This is a genomic window from Halarchaeum rubridurum (assembly GCF_014647115.1).
Classification (GTDB): Archaea; Halobacteriota; Halobacteria; order Halobacteriales; family Halobacteriaceae; genus Halarchaeum; species Halarchaeum rubridurum.
This window is the reverse complement of the sequence record NZ_BMOO01000012.1, coordinates 1-16,263: the sequence shown is the minus strand read 5'-3', so window position 1 is coordinate 16,263 and position 16,263 is coordinate 1. Positions and strand designations below refer to the sequence as shown.

The following is a 16,263-nucleotide window of genomic DNA, read 5'->3' as shown; positions in this document are numbered from 1 at the left end:
ACGCGGGCCGCGGTCGTAAAGGCTGGCGACGCCGCCGGGCAGTACCGTTATCCCGCCGCCGGCCGACCCCCCGGCCATGCAACTGTTCTGGCATCGGCAGGACCTCCGCCTCCACGACAACCGTGGGCTCGCGGCCGCCGCGGACGCCGCCGAAGCGGACGAAGGGACCGTTCTCCCGGTGTTCGTCTTCGACGACGACGTGCTCGCACACGGGAGCGACCGTCGCGTGGCGTTCATGCTGGACGCGCTCGCCGACCTGCGCGACGCCTATCGGGAGCGCGGGAGCGACCTCCTCGTTCGGCGCGGGGACCCCTCGGGCGTCCTCCCGGACCTCGCCTTCGACCACGACGCCGACGCGGTCCACTGGAACGCGGACTACTCGGGGCTCGCCCAGGCGCGCGACGAGGTCGTCGCGGACGCGCTCTCGATGGAGGGCGTCGAGACCCGCCAGCACCACGACGCGGTGATTCACGAACCGGGGGACATCCGGACGAACGCGGGCGACCCCTATCAGGTCTACACCTACTTCTGGAAGAAGTGGCGGGACCGGGACAAACCCGACCCGTTCGACGCGCCCGCGGGCGAGCGGCTCGCGGACGTCGCGGGCGACGACCTGCCCTCGCTCGCGGCCCTCGGCTTCGCCGAGCCCGACATCGACCTCCCCGAAGCCGGCCACGACGCCGCGAGCGCGCGTCTCGACGACTTCTGCGAGAGCGACGTCTACGACTACGCCGAGGGGCGGGAGTACCCGGCGCGCGAGGGGACGGCGCGGGTCTCGCAGGACTTCGCGTACGGGACGCTCGGGCCGCGCGAGGCGTACGCGCGGACGGCCGCGGCGATGGCCGACGCCGAGGGCGAGGACGCCCGCGAGAGCGTCCGGGAGTTCCAGAGCCAACTCGCGTGGCGCGAGTTCTACACCCAGGTCCTCTACTTCAACCCCGAGGTGGTGACGGCGAACTACGACGACTACGAGCGGCCGATTCCGTGGCGGAACGACGACGAGGAGATCGCGGCGTGGAAGGCGGGCGAGACCGGCTACCCGATCGTGGACGCGGGGATGCGCCAGTTGGCGGAGGAGGGGTACGTCCACAACCGCGTGCGGATGATCGTCGCCTCCTTCCTCACGAAGGACCTCCTGACGGATTGGCGCGTCGGCTACCGGCACTTCCGGGAGCACCTCGTCGACCACGACACGGCGAACGACAACGGCGGCTGGCAGTGGGCGGCCTCGACGGGCACCGACGCCCAGCCCTACTTCCGCATCTTCAACCCCCAGACGCAGGGCGAGAAGTACGACCCCGACGCCGACTACGTGACGGCGTACGTCCCGGAGCTCGCGGACGTTCCCGCGGGGAAGATTCACGACTGGCCCGACCTCGACGCCGCGGAGCGAGCCGACCTCGCGCCCGACTACCCCGACCCCATCGTGGACCACGGCGAACGCCGCGAGGCAGCCATCGAGGCGTTCGAGACCGCACGCGGCGAGGAGTGACGCGGCCGCGGACCGACCGTATTTTTCATATATTTGTGCTCATGTTTTTTGTCCCCAAGGGGTGAATCGAGTGGTATGTCCTCCCACCACGACCACCGGCGTCGCGCGGCGCTCGGTCCCGCCGACCGACGGCGATGACGTCCGTCGAACGCGTCGGCTTGATCGCCCTGACGGTCGGCGCGCCGTGCGTGGCCGTCCTCCTCGACGCGGCGGTCGCGCGCTACGCGTGGCGTCGGCGGGCGACCGCCGGGTCGCTTTCCCTCGCGGCGCTCGCGGCGGCGAGCGGCTGGTGGGCGCTCGCCTACGTCGCCCAACTACTCGCCACCGCCCCGGCGGCGGAGATGGCCTTCGCGCGCGCAGAGTGGATGGGAATACTCGCGGTTCCCGTCGCGTGGCTCTGCTTCGCGCTCGCGTACACCGGCCGTGACCGCCACCTCACCACGCGCGGCGTCGCCGTCGTCGCCGCGCTGCCCGCCCTCCTCGTCGTCGGCGTCTGGACGAACGACGCCCACCACCTCATGTGGACCGCGTCGGTCTACGCACCGGTCTACGGCGGCTTCGACGCCGTCGCGCACGTCTGGGGGGTCGGCGCGTGGGTCGCGTTCGGCTACAACGTCGTCCTCCTCGCGGCCGGGTCCGCACTCCTTCTCGTCGCGACGGTCTCGCTCCCCGGCCCCTATCGGCGACAGACCGTGACGACGACCGCCGGCGTCGCGCTCCCGGGGTTCGCCGGGGTCTTCATCGCCGCCCTCGGCTACCGACCGGCGGTGAACGCCGTCGTCCCCGCGGCGCTCGTCGGCGTCGGCCTCGCCTGCGCGCTCTCCATCCGGTGGTTCGGCCTCCTCGACACCCGTCCCCTCCCGAGCGCCGCCGCCCGCGCGTGCGTCTTCGAGCACACCGAGGACGCCGTCCTCGTCCTCGACGAACGCGACCGCATCGTCGACGCGAACGCCGCCGCCGGCGACCTCTTCGACGCCACCCGTGCCGACCTGCGGGACACGCCCGCCGACGACCTCCTCCCGGAGAACGCGCGGAGCGACGGGTCGTTCACGACCACGGTCGACGGCTCGACGCATTTCTTCGACGTCACCGAGACGGCGGTCGACGACGCCCACGGCCGCCCGATGGGGACCGCGCTCGTCCTCCGCGACGTCACCGAGCGCCGCCACCGCATCCAGCGCCTCGAAGTGCTGAACCGCGTCCTCCGGCACAACTTCCGCAACCAGGTGAACGTCGTCACGGGCTACGCGGAGTTGCTCGCCGCCGACGTTCCCCCGGACCGTCCGGACCTCGCGCGATACGCGGCCGCCATCGAGCGCAGCGCGAGCGACCTCGCCGACACCGCGGAGAAAGCGCGGACCATCGAGCAGGTCGTCGCGGACGACGACGACCGCACCGCCGACGTCCGATTGCTCGTCGTCGGGGCGTGCGCGGACGTCCAGCGCACCCACCCGAACGCGACCGTCACCGTCTCCCTCGACGGCCTCTCGGCGCGGAACGTCGCCGTCCCGTGGCAGGTCGAGGCCGCCGTCGAGAACCTCATCGAGAACGCCGCCGAACACAACCCCGACCCGGAGCCGTCCGTCCGCGTCACGGTCGACCGCGAGAACGGCGAGGTCGTCGTCCGCGTCCGCGACGACGGCCCCGGTATCCCGGAGACGGAGCGACGCGCCCTCGAGGCCGGCCACGAGACCGCGCTCGTCCACGGCGACGGGCTCGGGCTCTGGATAGCCAGCTGGGGGGCGCGCGCCGCCGGCGGCGACGTGACGTTTCACGACCGGGGCGACGGGACGGAGGCCGTCGTCCGCGTCCCCGTCTCAGAGTAGGGAGGCGACGTCCCCGAGGTCGTCGAGGACGTACGTCGGTTCGATCTCGGAGGCCGCGACGTCCTCGCGCGTGGAGACGCCCGACCGGACGAGCGCGGTGTCCATCCCCGCGCGCTCGCCCATCAGGACGTCCGTTTCGAGGTTGTCGCCGACCATCAGACAGTCGTGGACGTCCGCGCCGACCTCGCCGGCGGCGAGGTCCGCCATCCGCGTCTCGGGCTTCCCCACCACGACCGGCTCCTGGTCGACCATCCCCTCGATAGCGCTCACGAACGCGTTCGCGCCCGGGACGGGCCCACCCTCCTCCGGCGTCGTCCGGTCGCGGTTCGTCGCCACGAACACCGTCCCCGGACCGAACGCCCGGAGCGCGCCGGTGAGCCGCGCGAAGCTCACGCGCTCGTCGTAGCCCGCGACGACGACGTCCGCGCGGCCGTCCGTCGAGAGCGTCAGGCCGGCCTCCTCGATTTCGGCCTCGACGGTGTCCTGTCCCATGACGTGGACCGTCGCGTCCGGCCGGTGCTCGGCGAGGTAGGCGGCGGTCGCCCACGCCGCGGTCACGACGGGTTCGCCCTCGTAGGCGACGCCCATCCCGTCGAGGCGACTCGTCACGGCATCGCGGCGGACGCCCGTGTTGTTCGTGAGAAAGACTATCGGGACGGCGGCGTCGCGGAGCGCGCGCAACCCCGCGTTCGCACCGGGGATGGCGCTCCGCCCGCGCCAGACGGTTCCGTCGAGGTCGACGAACGCGGCGGCGTACGACACGCTCGCCTGGTTGGTGGGCCGCCACCCTAAACCCCTCCGTGTCGCGTGCTATCCGCTCCCTCCTCAAGCTTTAACCGTCTTCCGAGCCCACTTCCGATAGAGGAGATTCACCATGACTGATTACGAGCTGCCGGCGCTGCCGTACGAGTACGACGCACTGGAACCCTCGATCAGCGAGCAGGTGCTGAACTGGCATCACGACACGCACCATCAGGGGTACGTGAACGGCTGGAACAGCGCCGAAGAGACGCTGGCGGAGGCCCGCGAGGAGGGTGACTTCTCGGAGTCGGCCGGTGCGATCCGGAACGTGACGCACAACGGCTCCGGACACGTGCTGCACACGCTGTTCTGGGAGTCGATGGGTCCCAACGGCGGCGACGAGCCGGCCGGCGCGCTCGCCGCGCGCATCCAGGAGGACTTCGGGTCCTACGAGGCGTGGAAGGGCGAGTTCGAGGCCGCCGCGTCCGCCGCGGGCGGCTGGGCGCTGCTGGTCTACGACACGCACAGCAATCAGCTGCGCAACCTCGTCGTGGACAAGCACGACCAGGGCGCGCTCTGGGGCGCACAGCCGATCCTCGCGCTGGACGTCTGGGAGCACTCCTACTACTACGACTACGGGCCGGCCCGCGGCGACTTCATCGACGCGTTCTTCGACGTCGTCGACTGGGAGACCCCCGCCGACCGCTACGAAGAGGCCGTCGCGCGCTTCGAGTAACGCGACGACCGAGCTAGCGACGGCGCACCGTGTCGTAGCGACCCACCGCGTTTTCTTTCGACACCGACCCGGGAGCGACGGCTCACTCCGGCGCGAAGCGTTCGTGCTCCCCGTCGGCGAGCGTATCGAGCGCGTCGGCGAGCGCGCCGTAGTCCCGCCGGCTCGGGCCGTCGAAACTACAGAGGACGCCGACGCGGTCGTCGAAGACGAGGCGGAACACCTCGAAGCCGTCGTAGCCCCGAACGGTGTAGCGGAAGGAGGCGGGGTGGATGCGGTCGTAGGTGTCGTGCGTGACGAAGGCGTAGCGTTCGTTCTCGACGTACCGCTCGACCTCGGTCGCTCCCATAGCGTCCGCGACGTCGCCGCGGAGGTATCGCGTCTCGTGGCCGTCGGTGTCGAAGGTCCAACAGCCCCGTAGCGCCGCGCCGTGCTCCCGGACGGTCGCGACGAGGGTGTCCCCGTCGCTCGTCCCGTCCGGGCGATGCTCTACTGCCATCTGGACGAGGGTTCCCTATCGATGCGTATAAGCGCTGAGTCCGTTTCGAGCGCCGTGTCGGAGACGGGGCGCTTTTGCCGCCCGCGGCCATCAACCCGGGTATGCCGCGCCCGAAGAGCGAGTTCGACGCGCTCTACCCCTGTGACTTCTACACGCCGGCGGAGTTGCTCAACGACGACGCGATGTACACCGTCTACGAGATCGCGCGCCTCCTCCAGGACCTCGACCCGGACGCCGAACTGGAGGCCGGGACGGAGGACGTCCTCCTCGACTGGGCGATTCCGTGGGTGCTCTACCACGGCGACGAGCTCGTCGTCGCCGAACCGCCGAGCGACGAGGACCCGGGCTACTACGGGCTGAAGACCGACGACGAGGCCTGAGTCGCCTTCAGCGTGCGAACCGGGCCGCGCGGAGCGACGCCGCGACGCCGTCGCGCGGGTCGTCTATTTCCGGCCCGTGGCCCGCGTGCAGCGTCCCGATACCCGCGCCGTCGAGCGCCGCGTCGAGGCGCTCGATGCTCTCGACGAGCGCGCCCGCGTCGCCTTCTTCCAAGTCGGTGCGACCGAACGAGCCGCCGGCGAAGACGAGGTCGCCGACGAAGCCGACGCCGGCGGCGCGCGAGAGGAAGACGAGGTGGTCGTCCTTGTGGCCGGGGGTGTGGAGCGCGTCGTACGCGTGGTCGCCGAGCGTCACCGATGCGCCGTCCGCGATGGCGTGGTCCACGTGCTCTCGCTCGGGGTCGAACCCCCACGTCTCGACGCCGAACGCCTCGCGGAGCGCCGGGACGTTCTCGACGTGGTCCGGGTGGGTGTGCGTGAGGACGACCGCGTCGAGGTCCGCGACGTGTTCGCGGACGGCGCTCACGACGTCGTAGTTCGCGCCCGCGTCGACCAGGACCGTGCGCTCGCCGGTGACGAGGTAGGCGTTACAGGTGAACGCGCTGACGCCCGCCGAGCAATTCGTGATCATACGACAATCTGGGCGCGCGAGGGTGAAAAGCGCGCGGTCGCGGGGCGCTAGACCGGCGCGCTGACGAGGACGAGCTTCGAGAACGAGTCGCAGTTGCGGATGATGCGCTCCTCGTCGGGGCTGATGCGGATGGCCTCCTCGGCGTCGAGGGAGGCCGTCCGGTCGCCGAAGTCGACGTCCACGCCGCCCTCGGCGACGTAGTAGACCTCTTCGAGGTCGTCGTCCGTGTGGTCGTGGCTCATCGTCTCCTCGCCGGCTTCGAGGGCGAGCACGGTGAACCCGAGGCTCTCCGTGTCGAGGACGTCGCGCATCATCCACATCTCGCCCTCGACGCTGTCCGGCAGGACCGATTCCGCGTCGGCGGCGGTCGCTTTGGTGTACGTCACGTCCCGGGATGGCGTCGCCGCTCACTTCAACGTGTTCGCCGTCCATGCTCCGGCGGGGACGAGTCGGCGGGAAAACGGGTGGAGAGCGAAACGGGAAACCGGAAGACGGTCGCTCAGTCGCGTCGCGCGAGCAGCGCCGCCGCGGCGAACGCGAGGGCGAGGAGCGCGGTGGCGACGCCGAAGCCGGGGGTCGAACCGCTCGACGTCGATGCCGCCGTGGACGTCGTGGACGCGCCGTTCGCGTCGGTGTCGTCCCCCGTGGTGCCGTCCGCGTCGCCGGTCGTGTCGTCCGCGCTCGTCGTGGTTCCGTCGCTCGTCCTCGTCGTGGCGGTGCTCGTCGTTTCGTTGCTCGCCGCCTCGTCGCTCGTGTTCGACGCGGCCTTCTCCGTCCCGCTGCTGTCGTCGTCGCCGACGTGTTCGAGGCTCGCGCTCTCGCTCACGCCGTCGCTGTTGCTCGCCGTGTCGCCGCTCGGTGCGGGGGCATCGCCGTCGGCGTCGCCCGCTTCGCCCGCACCCGAGCCGTCGCTCGCCCCGTCGTCCGTCGCGTCGGGCGCGACGACGCTGTAGTTCGCGCCCCGCTCGCCGTCGTTGACGCGGACGGGAAGCGCGCCCTCGGTCGCGTTCGCGGGGTTCTCGACGCCCGCGTAGGTGACGACGAGCGTGTCGCCCGTCGAGACCGTGACGTCGCCGGTGACGTGCACGCGAGTCGGCGCGTACGCGTGGACGTGGTAGTCCGTCAGCGCCTCCGTCGAGCCGTCGGCGCGCTCTATCTCGACTGCGTCGACGCTCGCGTTCCGCCAGTCGGCCTCGTCGAGCCCCGACTCCGCGTAGGCCGGGAGGTCGAGCGCGGCGTCTTCGAGGACGTCGCGCCGGTCGGCGGGGTTCGCGCCCGTGTCGATGGTCGCGCGGAGCGTGTAGGTCGTCGTCGCGCCGGCCGTGTCGTTCGCGGCGTCGAGCGACGCCGACGTCACGTTCGTGTGCGGCTCTACGGTGAACGTCCGGTTCGTCGTGTCGCTCCCGTTCCCGTTCACGCTGACGTTCACCCAGTAGTCGCCGGCCGTCGTCGGGTTTTCGACGTTCCAGTAGCCGAGCCCGACGAGGTGGCCGGGGCTCATCGTGTAGTTCCCGTCCGCGACGTGGAACGTCACCGCGTCCGCCGAGGCCTCGACGCGCGTGACGTCGAGCGGCTGCGTCTCCGTGTCGAAGCCGAAGCGCGACTCCGCGACGATGCTCCGCGTCGTGTTCGCCGTGACGCCGGAGAGATCGCCGTCGAAGGCGTGTGCGTCCCCGCCGTAGCGGACGGTGACGGTGTCGAGTTCCGCGCCGTCCTGCGCTTGCCCCGGGAAGGCGTAGACGACGTGCGTCGCGTTCGTCACGGCGTCGTCCCGGTCCGCGAGGAAGAACGAACCGAGCTCCCGGTACGTGAGCGAGAGGGTCGCGTGCGCGGGCGACCCCGCGCCGTTCACGCCGACCGCGACCGTCGTCTCGACGGAGGCGTTCGCGTCCGGGTTCGTCACGTCGTCGTACCGGACGTCGAGGGAGTCGCCCTCGTGGACCGTGTAGTCCCCACCGAAGCCGAGCGTGAGCGTCGTGCCGTCGTCGCTCCCGTCGACCTCGCTCAGGTCGTCCGTGACGTCGACGTACGAGCCGTCGTGGTAGAGTTCGATTTCCTCGATGTCGTCCCGACCGACGTCCGAGACGTCAGCGGGGTACTCCCCGGCGCCGTAGTCGATGGTCACCGAGTTCAGCGAGTTCCCGTGGTTCGCCGCGTCGAAGTCGTGGACGCCGACGGTGTGCGTCGCGCCGCTCGCACCGACCGCGGCCGGGGTGGCGTAGAGACTGGCCGCGTCCCAGTCCATCCCGTCCGTGACCGAGACGCCGTCCGTGAGCCGCTCGCCGCCGTCGAACCGGAGGCCGACGGTGTAGTCGTCGATGGTCTCGGCGTTGGCCGACTCGTAGCGGAGGACGACGCTGTCGGTCGCGTTCAGGGTGTACGCGCCGTCGAAGTCGAGGGACACCGTGTCGTTCGCGCCGTCGACTTCGGGAGGGGCGGTCACGTTCAGTTTCGTATCCGTCCCCGCGTCGTACGTCGCGTTCCCGTTCCGGTCGACGAACGCCGTCGGGGTGCTGGTGGGGTCCGCGTCGCGGACGTCCCACCCGTAGTCGACCGTCGCGCTATCGAGCGTGACGTCGTCGTACGCGCTCCCGGGCGTGGCGACGAGCGTGTGCGTCGACTCCACCCCGTCGCCGTTCGGGGCGAGCGTGGCGTTCAGGTTCGCGGGGTCGGCGGTGACGGTGTAGTTCGTCGTGATGGCGTTCTGACTCTGCGGGTTGGCGACGACCGCGACCTCGTACTCGCCGGCGCTCGTCGGGTTCCCGACGCCGCCGTAGGAGACGTGGACGACGTCGCCCTCGTGGAGCTGGTAGCTCCCGCCGAAGGTGAACGTGAGCGTGTGCCCGTCGTTCGACTGGTTCACCGCGTCGAGGTCGTCCGTGACGTTCTCGACCGTCGAGTCGTTCGCGCGATAGATGGAGGCGTTGTGGACCGTATCGAGACGCACTCCGCCGACGGTCGTCGCGCTCTCGGTCGCGTCGTAGTCGACGAGGAGCCCGTTGAGGGCGCTGCTGGCGCTGTCCGAGCCGATTGTCGCGTTCACGGTGTGGTTCGCCGTCGCGCCCGCGGTGGTCGGCTCCGCGGTGACGGTCGCGTTCGACGTCCCCTTCGCCGCCGCGCCGCCCGCGAACGCCACCGACCCGGCGACGACGGAGACGAGGAGGAGGGCCGCGAGGCCGAGCGCGCGCACTCGGCTACGCACGCGGTGTCACCGCCGCGGGTGCGTCTCCGGGTCTGTTCACTACTCGATGCTGGCGAGAACGAACGCCTGACATACGGATGCGTCTCGACCGCCTCCCAAAGAGCCGATACCCAAGTGACTAGGTGCCCCGACGCCGCGCCCGTCTCGACGAAGCTTTTTCACGCCCGGTGTCCTCCGCTCACGCATGGACGTTCAGCTGCTGGAGGCGACGCCGAACCCGGAGGAGGTGATCTGTCGCGCCGCGCGAAACGACTACATGAGCGAGTACGGGGCCGAGCAGTCCCTCGAATCGGTCATGGAGGGCATCGAGGGCGAGACGACCGAGGAGAAACAGCGCACCCTCATCTCGAACCTGATGTCCCACGGTCACTTCGGGCCGTTCGAGCACGTCCAGGCGACCTTCCACGTGAAGGGGATGAGCCGCTCCTGTATGGCGCAGATAACCCGCCACCGCCACGTCTCCTTCGACGTGCAGTCGATGCGCTACGTCTCCTTCGACGACGTCGACCCCGCGGACGTCCGCGAGGGCGAACTCGTCGTCACGCCGCCGTCCGCGAGCGACCCGGACTGGATCGGCCGCAACCAGAAGGGCGGGGCCGTCGACGAGGAGACGGTCGAGAAGCGCCGCGAGGTCTTCGCGTCCTCCGTCGAGCGCGCCGTCGAGGACTACCAGGAACTCCTCGAGCTCGGGATGCCCCCGGAGGACGCGCGCTTCGTCCTCCCCATCGGCACGAAGGTGAACGTCGTCATGAGCCTCAACGCCCGGATGCTCATGCACGTCGCGGACATGCGCGCCGCCGCCGATGCGCAGTGGGAGATTCGCGGATTCACCGAGGACCTCCTCGACCTCGCCGCGGAGTGGTGCCCGCTCACCTTCGAGGAGTACGAGTCGTCGATGAAGAACCGCAAGAACCGCCTCGCCCCCTGAGGTCGGTCCGGTCGGCGGCGACCCGCCGCCGTGTGTCGATACCTCCCACGACGGTTCCGGTTCAACGAGTTTTTATACGACCCGCTCCTTCGATGGAATGCAGACGCGTGATGCGTCGGCCACCGTGCTCTGGTGGTGTAGTCCGGCCAATCATCTTGCCCTCTCACGGCAAGGACCAGGGTTCGAATCCCTGCCGGAGCACTTCTCCGCTGAACTACGTCCCGGATAGCGCTCGCTTCGTCGTCGTTCCGGGGTCTGCTTTCCGGACGTGAGTAGCGCCGTCTCGCGCGAGGTCCGCGACGCCGCGTGTCGTCGTGTCGGGACGGGTGCGACTCGTGGCCGGACTCGTCGTGATGACCCCTCGACGTCGAAAATCCGAACATGTTCGGGGAAGGGCCGATAGAACACCGGCCGCAATGAACGCGTGATGACTGAGAGTCAGTCCATCTACGCGGAGATAGGGGGAAGAGACGCCGTCGAGTCCGTGGTCGACGACTTCTACGACCGCGTCCTCGACGACCCGCTCCTTCAGCCGTACTTCGAGGACACCGACATGAACGAGCTGTTCGCCCACCAGGTGCAGTTCGTGAGCGCCGTCGCCGGCGGGCCGGTCGAGTACGACGGCGAGGACATGCAGACCGCCCACGAGGGGATGGGAATCACCGAAGAGGCCTTCGAGCGCGTCGCCGACTACCTCGCGGCCGCGATGGCCGAGAACGACGTCCCCGAAGAGGACATCGACGCGGTCATCGAGGAGGTCGCGGCGCTGAAGGACGACGTCGTCGGGCAGTGAGCCGGTCGGGAACGCGATAGCGGCCCGCGCCGGGCACGCGTCTGGTGCATCGGACACGCCGGTGGTCGCGTCCCACCGGGAGCGCTCGCACCGCGAGAAGAGGGGGCGGGGTGCGCGCGGCGCTCAGTCTCGCCGGACGAGCGCGCCGACGGCGACCAGCGCGAGGAGCGCGCCGACGACGCCGACACCGGGCGAAGACCCGCTCGACGTCGTGGACGCGGTACCCTCCGCACTCGTCTCCGTCGTCGTCGTCGTGTCGTCCGCGCCCGTCTCCGTCGTCGTGGATGCCGTGGACGACGTGGACGTGGTGGTGGTCGTACTCGTCTCGGTCGTCGTGGTGCTAGTGGTGGTCGTCGACGACGTCGTGGTCGATGTCGTCGTGGAGGTGGTGGATGCGACACCGCCACCACCGCCACCACCGCCGCCACCACCGCCACCACCGCCGCCACCGCCACCGCCGCCGCTACTCGTCTCCTCCTCGGGGGCCGTGACGGTCACGGTCCCGGAGCCGCTCGCGGGGCCGATTCGATTCCCGTCCTCGTCCTGCACGCCCGAGACCAACGACGGCTCCGCGACGATGTCGACGTCGCCCGCCGACTCGCCCTGCACCGTCACGGTCGCCAGTCGGACGTCCGTCGCGCCGGGCTCGACGCGGTGTTCGGTGTCGACGCCCTGGACCCACGCGCTCCGCGCGTCGTCCGCGACGGCGTGGCTCGTGGGGGCGTACGCCCCGTCGGCCGACACGTCCGTGATCGTGGCGTCGGCGTCGCCGTCGAGCCGGAGCGTGACGTTGTAGCCGCTCAGGCCGTCCGGGACGCTCGTGAGCGTGACGTCCACGGTCGCGGTCGCGTCGGTCGTCGTGCTCGCGTTCCCGACGGCGAGCGCCGGCGTCGACTGCGCGCCGGCCGTCCCGACCGCGGCGACGCCCGCGACGGGCGCGAGGACGGCGAGGAGTGTGACGGCGAGCGCGAGGGCTCGTGCGTCGATACGTCGTGTGGGGGGGAGTCGCGTCATCGGTATATCGTAATCTGCGTGTTCTGGAGTGCGCGTGTTAAAACGGGACGGTACGAGAAGAGGGGTCGGCGCGTCAGACCTCGTTGTAGAGGCTGACGATGTCGTCGAAGTCGACCTTGCCGTTGTCGTTCCAGTCGAACTTCTCCGCGTGGTCGGTGACCGACTCCTCGTTCATGTTGTCGTAGAGCGTGACGACGTCGTTGAAGTCCGTCTCGCCGTTGCCGTTCACGTCGTCGTACACGCCGTCGTCGTTCGTGTCGGTCGGCGTCGCGTCGTTCACGACCGGCGCGAGCTGCTCGACGAGGAGGTCAGCGCCGTCCGGCACGGCGTTCACGGCGCTCCCGTTCTCCGCGTCGACGTTCGCGTCCGTGACCGAGACCTCGGTGAGCGCCGCTCCCTCACCGTCGATGGCGACGCTGGCGAGGTGGACGTCCTCGTCGCCCGCCGTCGTCGTGTTGTCGAGGTCGACGGCGCGCACGCGGATCGTGTTCGCGTCGACGCGCGTGGCGTTCGAGAGCGCGAACGCCGTCGTCGTCTCGCTCAGGTTGAACGAGGCCGCGCTGGCGTTCGCAATCGTCAGGTTCGCCTCGAAGCCGCTGAGGCCGTCGGGCACCTCGGAGAGCGTGAGGTTCGCCGTCGTCGTCTCGTTCACCGTCGTCGCGCCGTGGTCGGCACCGTCGAAGGTGAGGTCGAGCGCCGGCCCGCTCGTCGCGTTCCGCACGTCGAGCGCGACCGTGTCGTTCACGAAGTCACGACCGCCCGCGTCCGTGCGGTTCGCGGTGATCGTATACTCGCCGGGTTCGCTGAAGTTCAGCGTCGCCGTGCCGTCCTCGCCGGCCGTGACCGTGCGGTTCCCGACGAAGAGCGCCACGTCGGAGACGTTCGTCCCGGCGACCCGCCGCGTGACGTTCACCGTGACGTTCTCGCCGACGGCGACGCGCGTGTCGTTCACCGTCGCGTTCAGGCCGACGATACAGCGCTTCACGTCGACGCGCGTGCCGGCGACGCGCCACGTGTTCGTGCCGTCTCCGGACTTCTCGCTCGACAGCCGATGGACGCCCGTCGCGTTGAACCGGATGTACGCGACCCCGTTCGCGTCCGTCGTGTCTGTGTCGTTGGGCGCGTAGACCGTCGCGTCCTTCACGGGCTCGCCCGTGACCGCCTGCGTCACGCGGAACGCCGCGACGTCACCGACCTGAATCTCGCTCGTCGACGTCCGTTCGAGGACGAGCTGGATGCCCTGGTAGCGCACCGTGACGTTCGTCGTGTCGTTCAGGTACTCGGCGTCCGTGGCGTTCTTCGACACCGTGACCGGGTACTGGCCGATCTCGGTGAACGTGTGGTTCGCGAGGCCGCTCGCGTTCGTCTGCCCGATACGCGTGCCGTTCGCGTAGAGGCTCGCGTTCGAAATCGGGTTCCCGGAGCCGCTCGCCACGACCGAGAACACCGTCGTGTTGTTCGGCGACGGGCTCGACGTGACGACCGAGAGCTTCGGCTGGAAGACGACGGGCGACAGCGTGACGTTCAACGTGTCGTTCACGTAGTCGATCGTCCGCGTGTCGTTCATCGCCGTCCGAATCGTGTGGTTCTCGCCCGCCGTGTAGTTCAGCGTCGCCATCCCGTTCTCGTTCGTCCGGAGCGTCCGGTTCGGGCCGGCGACGAGCGTCACGTTCGCGGCGAGGGTGCTGTTGTCGTACTTCGCGCCGACGGTGAAGTTCTCGCCCGGAGAGACCGTCCCCGAGGAGTCCGCCCGGTAGAGGTTCAGCGCGACCGTCTCCGAGGCCACCGTCAGGTTGTACGTCGCGTTCGCGTAGCGGACCTGCTCCGTCGCGTTCTTCGTCGCGGTGACGGTGTAGTTGCCACCCTCCTCGAAGACGACGTCGCCCGTGCCGTTGAGCGGCGTCGTCTCGTTACCGTAGTGGAGCGTGACGTTCGTCTGGCTACTCGTGTAGCCGTTCTTCACCGTGAACGTCGCGTTCGCGCCCGGCTCGATGGGGCTCGGCGGCGTCGCGGAGAACGTCAGCGGGTCGACGCGCTTCGACACCGTGACGTTCAGCGGCCCCGCGGCCGTGTAGTTCGTCTGTGCGGTGTCGTTCTTCGTCGCGGTCAGCGTGTAGTTCCCCGTTCCGTCGAACGTCATGCGGTTCTCCGTCGCGTTCAACTGCTGGGTCTCGTTGCCGTAGTGGAGCGTGACGTTCACGGCACCGCTCGTCGCGCGGTCCGTCACGCCGACCTTCACGCTCTCGTTCGGCCGAATCGGACCGTTCGAGGTCGGATCGGTCGAGAAGTAGAGCTCGTGGGTCTCCTTCGAGACGTTGAGCGCGTACGTCGCGTTGACGTAGTGAATCGCCGCCGTGTCGTTCTTCGTCGCGGTCAGCGTGAACTGCCCCGTCTCGTTGAACGTCACGTCCCCGCTCCCGTTGAGCGCCGTCGTGACGTCGCCGTAGTGGAGCGTGACGTTCACCAGCCCCGTGTGCCCGTCCTTGACGTTGACCGTGTGCGTCGAGTTCGGGAGAATCTCGTGTCCCGGCGACTGGGAGAAGGTGAGCTGGTACTGCTGTTTCGAGACGTCGAACGCGAGCGGGTCGCTCGCGGTGAAGTTGACCTCCGCCGTCTCGTTCTTGGTCGCGGTGACCGTGTAGTTCCCCGTCTCGTCGAACGTGTAGTCCGCCGTGCCGTCGATGGAGACGTTCTCCGTCGTGTCGTTGGCGGTAACGTGAAGCGTCCCGTTCACCTGCCCGCTCGTCGAGCGGTCCTTCAGCGTGAAGCGGACCGCGTCGCCCGGCTGGAAGTTGCTGGAGACGTTCCGGCTGAGCGTCAGGTCGTGCTGGTTCTTCGTGACCGTGATGTCCTGCGTCCAGTCGACGTAGTGGACGCTCTCCGTGTCGTTCTTCGAGAACGTCAGCGTGTATTCGCCGGGGTTCTGGAAGTAGACGGTCTCGCTGCCGCCCTTTTGGAACTCTACCGTCCGGTCACCGAATTCGAGGGTGCCGGCGATGTTGTTCCCGTTCGGGTCCTTGATGGAGAAGGTGATTCCCGCACCGATGGTGTAGTTGTAGTCGGTGTACGCGCTGAACCCGTCGACGTCCAACTGCACCGTCCGTTTCTCCACGGACACCTGCGTCGTGCCGTTCTGGTAGTCCGTGCTGGACGTGTCGCTCTTGTTCGCGGTGACGGTGTAGCCCGTCGCGTTCCCGAAGGTGAGCGTCGCGTTCCCGTCCGCCCCGGTCGTCGCCGAGAGCGCGCCGTCGTCCGCGGTGATGGTCGCGTCGGCGACCGGGTCACCGCTCGTCGCGTTCGTGACGGTGAACGTCGTCTCCGCTCCGGCCGTCGGTGTGCCGGCCGCGGAGACCGAGAGCTGCGTCGTGTTCGTCGTCGATGCTGCATATACCGTATCGGCGCCCCCGCTGGACCCCTGTACGCCCGTCGTCGCCCCGACCCCCGCCGGCGCGACCGTGCCGGCGACGACGAGGAGTGTGACGAGAATAGCTACGTAGCGGCGTCGTATCACGTCCGAAGTCGGACACTACACACGGGTATGCTACGACCCTAGTTATATAAAATACGGCACGGATGTCCAGACTCGCCGCGCCGTCGGACGCGCGAGTGGGCGCGCGGGACACAGACGAGAGCGACGGCGAAAGTCTCGTGCGGCACGCTCGCCGTCGCGGTACGCGCCCCCGTCGTGCCCACGTCCGCGCGGAGCGTCGCCGGCGAGACGCACGGGGCCCCGTGTCGACCACACGCGGCACGGCGCCGCGCTGCGGGCGACGGGCGAGAGCAGGAACCGGTCGCGTATCGAGGCGGAAGGCCACATCGTGTGCCTTAAGTGTGACCCGGGGGAATGAAGAGATGAGTCCGACTGATGCACCAGTCCGCGAGAGCGCGACTGGGAAGGGTCGATGTACGCTCCCGCGTTCACCTGCGGGACGTGCGATGACGGCCGTGTGTACGTGTAATCCAGGCGCTCACTGGACTCGTCTACCGTCGTGGTAGGATCGAGTCTGATTGAACGTCACAACATATTGACAACGTGGCTACTGTGCCGCCTGGTGGATGGCTCGGC

At 69.4% G+C, this 16,263-nt stretch carries 13 protein-coding genes and 1 tRNA gene; 7 read left to right on the top strand and 7 right to left on the bottom strand.

Going from position 1 to position 16,263, the window contains the following annotated elements:
* The first annotated feature begins 76 nt into the window (after positions 1–76).
* Positions 77–1,492: a cryptochrome/photolyase family protein gene (locus IEX84_RS14095; RefSeq protein WP_188873195.1), complete on the top strand. Its 1,416-nt coding sequence runs from the start codon at positions 77–79 to the stop codon at positions 1,490–1,492.
* A 134-nt stretch (positions 1,493–1,626) separates the two neighbouring features.
* A complete protein-coding gene (locus IEX84_RS14090) occupies positions 1,627–3,318 on the top strand; it encodes a sensor histidine kinase (RefSeq protein ID WP_188873194.1) in 1,692 nt (563 codons plus the stop codon).
* Here the strand turns inward: IEX84_RS14090 and IEX84_RS14085 are convergent.
* Positions 3,310–4,080 carry an HAD-IIA family hydrolase gene (locus tag IEX84_RS14085; RefSeq protein ID WP_188873193.1) on the bottom strand — a complete coding sequence of 257 codons (771 nt, stop codon included), beginning with the start codon at positions 4,078–4,080 and terminating at the stop codon, positions 3,310–3,312. The genes IEX84_RS14090 and IEX84_RS14085 overlap by 9 nt on opposite strands.
* Positions 4,081–4,192: 112 nt before the next feature.
* Here IEX84_RS14085 and sod point away from each other — a divergent pair, with 112 nt between their 5' ends.
* Positions 4,193–4,795, top strand: coding sequence for a superoxide dismutase (gene sod / locus IEX84_RS14080; RefSeq protein WP_188873192.1), 603 nt, complete (start codon positions 4,193–4,195; stop codon positions 4,793–4,795).
* An 82-nt stretch (positions 4,796–4,877) separates the two neighbouring features.
* Here the strand turns inward: sod and IEX84_RS14075 are convergent, their stop codons facing one another.
* Positions 4,878–5,291, bottom strand: a complete 414-nt coding sequence (locus IEX84_RS14075) for a DUF7522 family protein (RefSeq protein WP_188873191.1) — start codon at positions 5,289–5,291, stop codon at positions 4,878–4,880.
* Between the two features lie 101 nt (positions 5,292–5,392).
* Between IEX84_RS14075 and IEX84_RS14070 the strand changes: the two genes are divergently transcribed.
* Positions 5,393–5,671 (top strand): DUF5827 family protein, encoded by a 279-nt coding sequence (locus IEX84_RS14070; protein WP_188873190.1) that lies wholly within the window; start codon positions 5,393–5,395, stop codon positions 5,669–5,671.
* A 7-nt stretch (positions 5,672–5,678) separates the two neighbouring features.
* Here the strand turns inward: IEX84_RS14070 and IEX84_RS14065 are convergent, their stop codons facing one another.
* The 3 genes from IEX84_RS14065 to IEX84_RS14055 form a co-directional block, all read right to left on the bottom strand.
* Entirely contained in the window at positions 5,679–6,260 is a 582-nt protein-coding gene (locus IEX84_RS14065; protein ID WP_188873189.1) for an MBL fold metallo-hydrolase, read from the bottom strand.
* A 47-nt stretch (positions 6,261–6,307) separates the two neighbouring features.
* On the bottom strand, positions 6,308–6,646 hold the full coding sequence (locus IEX84_RS14060; RefSeq protein WP_188873188.1) for a cupin domain-containing protein: 339 nt from the start codon (positions 6,644–6,646) through the stop codon (positions 6,308–6,310).
* A gap of 113 nt (positions 6,647–6,759) precedes the next feature.
* Positions 6,760–9,462 (bottom strand): surface glycoprotein, encoded by a 2,703-nt coding sequence (locus IEX84_RS14055; RefSeq protein ID WP_188873187.1) that lies wholly within the window; start codon positions 9,460–9,462, stop codon positions 6,760–6,762.
* 184 nt (positions 9,463–9,646) lie between these two features.
* Between IEX84_RS14055 and thyX the strand changes: the two genes are divergently transcribed.
* The 3 genes from thyX to IEX84_RS14040 all read left to right on the top strand — a co-directional run bounded on the left by thyX (position 9,647) and on the right by IEX84_RS14040 (position 11,183).
* On the top strand, positions 9,647–10,390 hold the full coding sequence (gene thyX / locus IEX84_RS14050) for an FAD-dependent thymidylate synthase (protein WP_188873186.1): 744 nt from the start codon (positions 9,647–9,649) through the stop codon (positions 10,388–10,390).
* Positions 10,391–10,516: 126 nt separating this feature from the next.
* Positions 10,517–10,591: transfer RNA gene (locus tag IEX84_RS14045), tRNA-Glu, on the top strand.
* Positions 10,592–10,817: 226 nt separating this feature from the next.
* Positions 10,818–11,183, top strand: coding sequence for a group I truncated hemoglobin (locus IEX84_RS14040; RefSeq protein WP_188873185.1), 366 nt, complete (start codon positions 10,818–10,820; stop codon positions 11,181–11,183).
* A gap of 123 nt (positions 11,184–11,306) precedes the next feature.
* Here the strand turns inward: IEX84_RS14040 and IEX84_RS14035 are convergent, their stop codons facing one another.
* Together IEX84_RS14035 and IEX84_RS14030 are read right to left on the bottom strand one after the other, a co-directional pair.
* Entirely contained in the window at positions 11,307–12,197 is an 891-nt protein-coding gene (locus tag IEX84_RS14035; protein ID WP_188873184.1) for a PGF-CTERM sorting domain-containing protein, read from the bottom strand.
* A 73-nt stretch (positions 12,198–12,270) separates the two neighbouring features.
* Positions 12,271–15,708: a hypothetical protein gene (locus IEX84_RS14030; RefSeq protein WP_188873183.1), complete on the bottom strand. Its 3,438-nt coding sequence runs from the start codon at positions 15,706–15,708 to the stop codon at positions 12,271–12,273.
* Positions 15,709–16,263: the final 555 nt, after the last annotated feature.

Bases quoted from the DNA above. Each gene is read 5' to 3' on its own strand.
- IEX84_RS14090 (WP_188873194.1), top strand. From the start codon at position 1,627: ATGACGTCCGTCGAACGCGTCGGCTTGATCGCCCTGACGGTCGGCGCG.
- thyX (WP_188873186.1), top strand. From the start codon at position 9,647: ATGGACGTTCAGCTGCTGGAGGCGACGCCGAACCCGGAGGAGGTGATC.
- IEX84_RS14095 (WP_188873195.1), top strand. From the start codon at position 77: ATGCAACTGTTCTGGCATCGGCAGGACCTCCGCCTCCACGACAACCGT.
- IEX84_RS14040 (WP_188873185.1), top strand. From the start codon at position 10,818: ATGACTGAGAGTCAGTCCATCTACGCGGAGATAGGGGGAAGAGACGCC.
- IEX84_RS14035 (WP_188873184.1), bottom strand. From the start codon at position 12,197: ATGACGCGACTCCCCCCCACACGACGTATCGACGCACGAGCCCTCGCG.
- IEX84_RS14065 (WP_188873189.1), bottom strand. From the start codon at position 6,260: ATGATCACGAATTGCTCGGCGGGCGTCAGCGCGTTCACCTGTAACGCC.
- sod (WP_188873192.1), top strand. From the start codon at position 4,193: ATGACTGATTACGAGCTGCCGGCGCTGCCGTACGAGTACGACGCACTG.
- IEX84_RS14070 (WP_188873190.1), top strand. From the start codon at position 5,393: ATGCCGCGCCCGAAGAGCGAGTTCGACGCGCTCTACCCCTGTGACTTC.
- IEX84_RS14075 (WP_188873191.1), bottom strand. From the start codon at position 5,291: ATGGCAGTAGAGCATCGCCCGGACGGGACGAGCGACGGGGACACCCTC.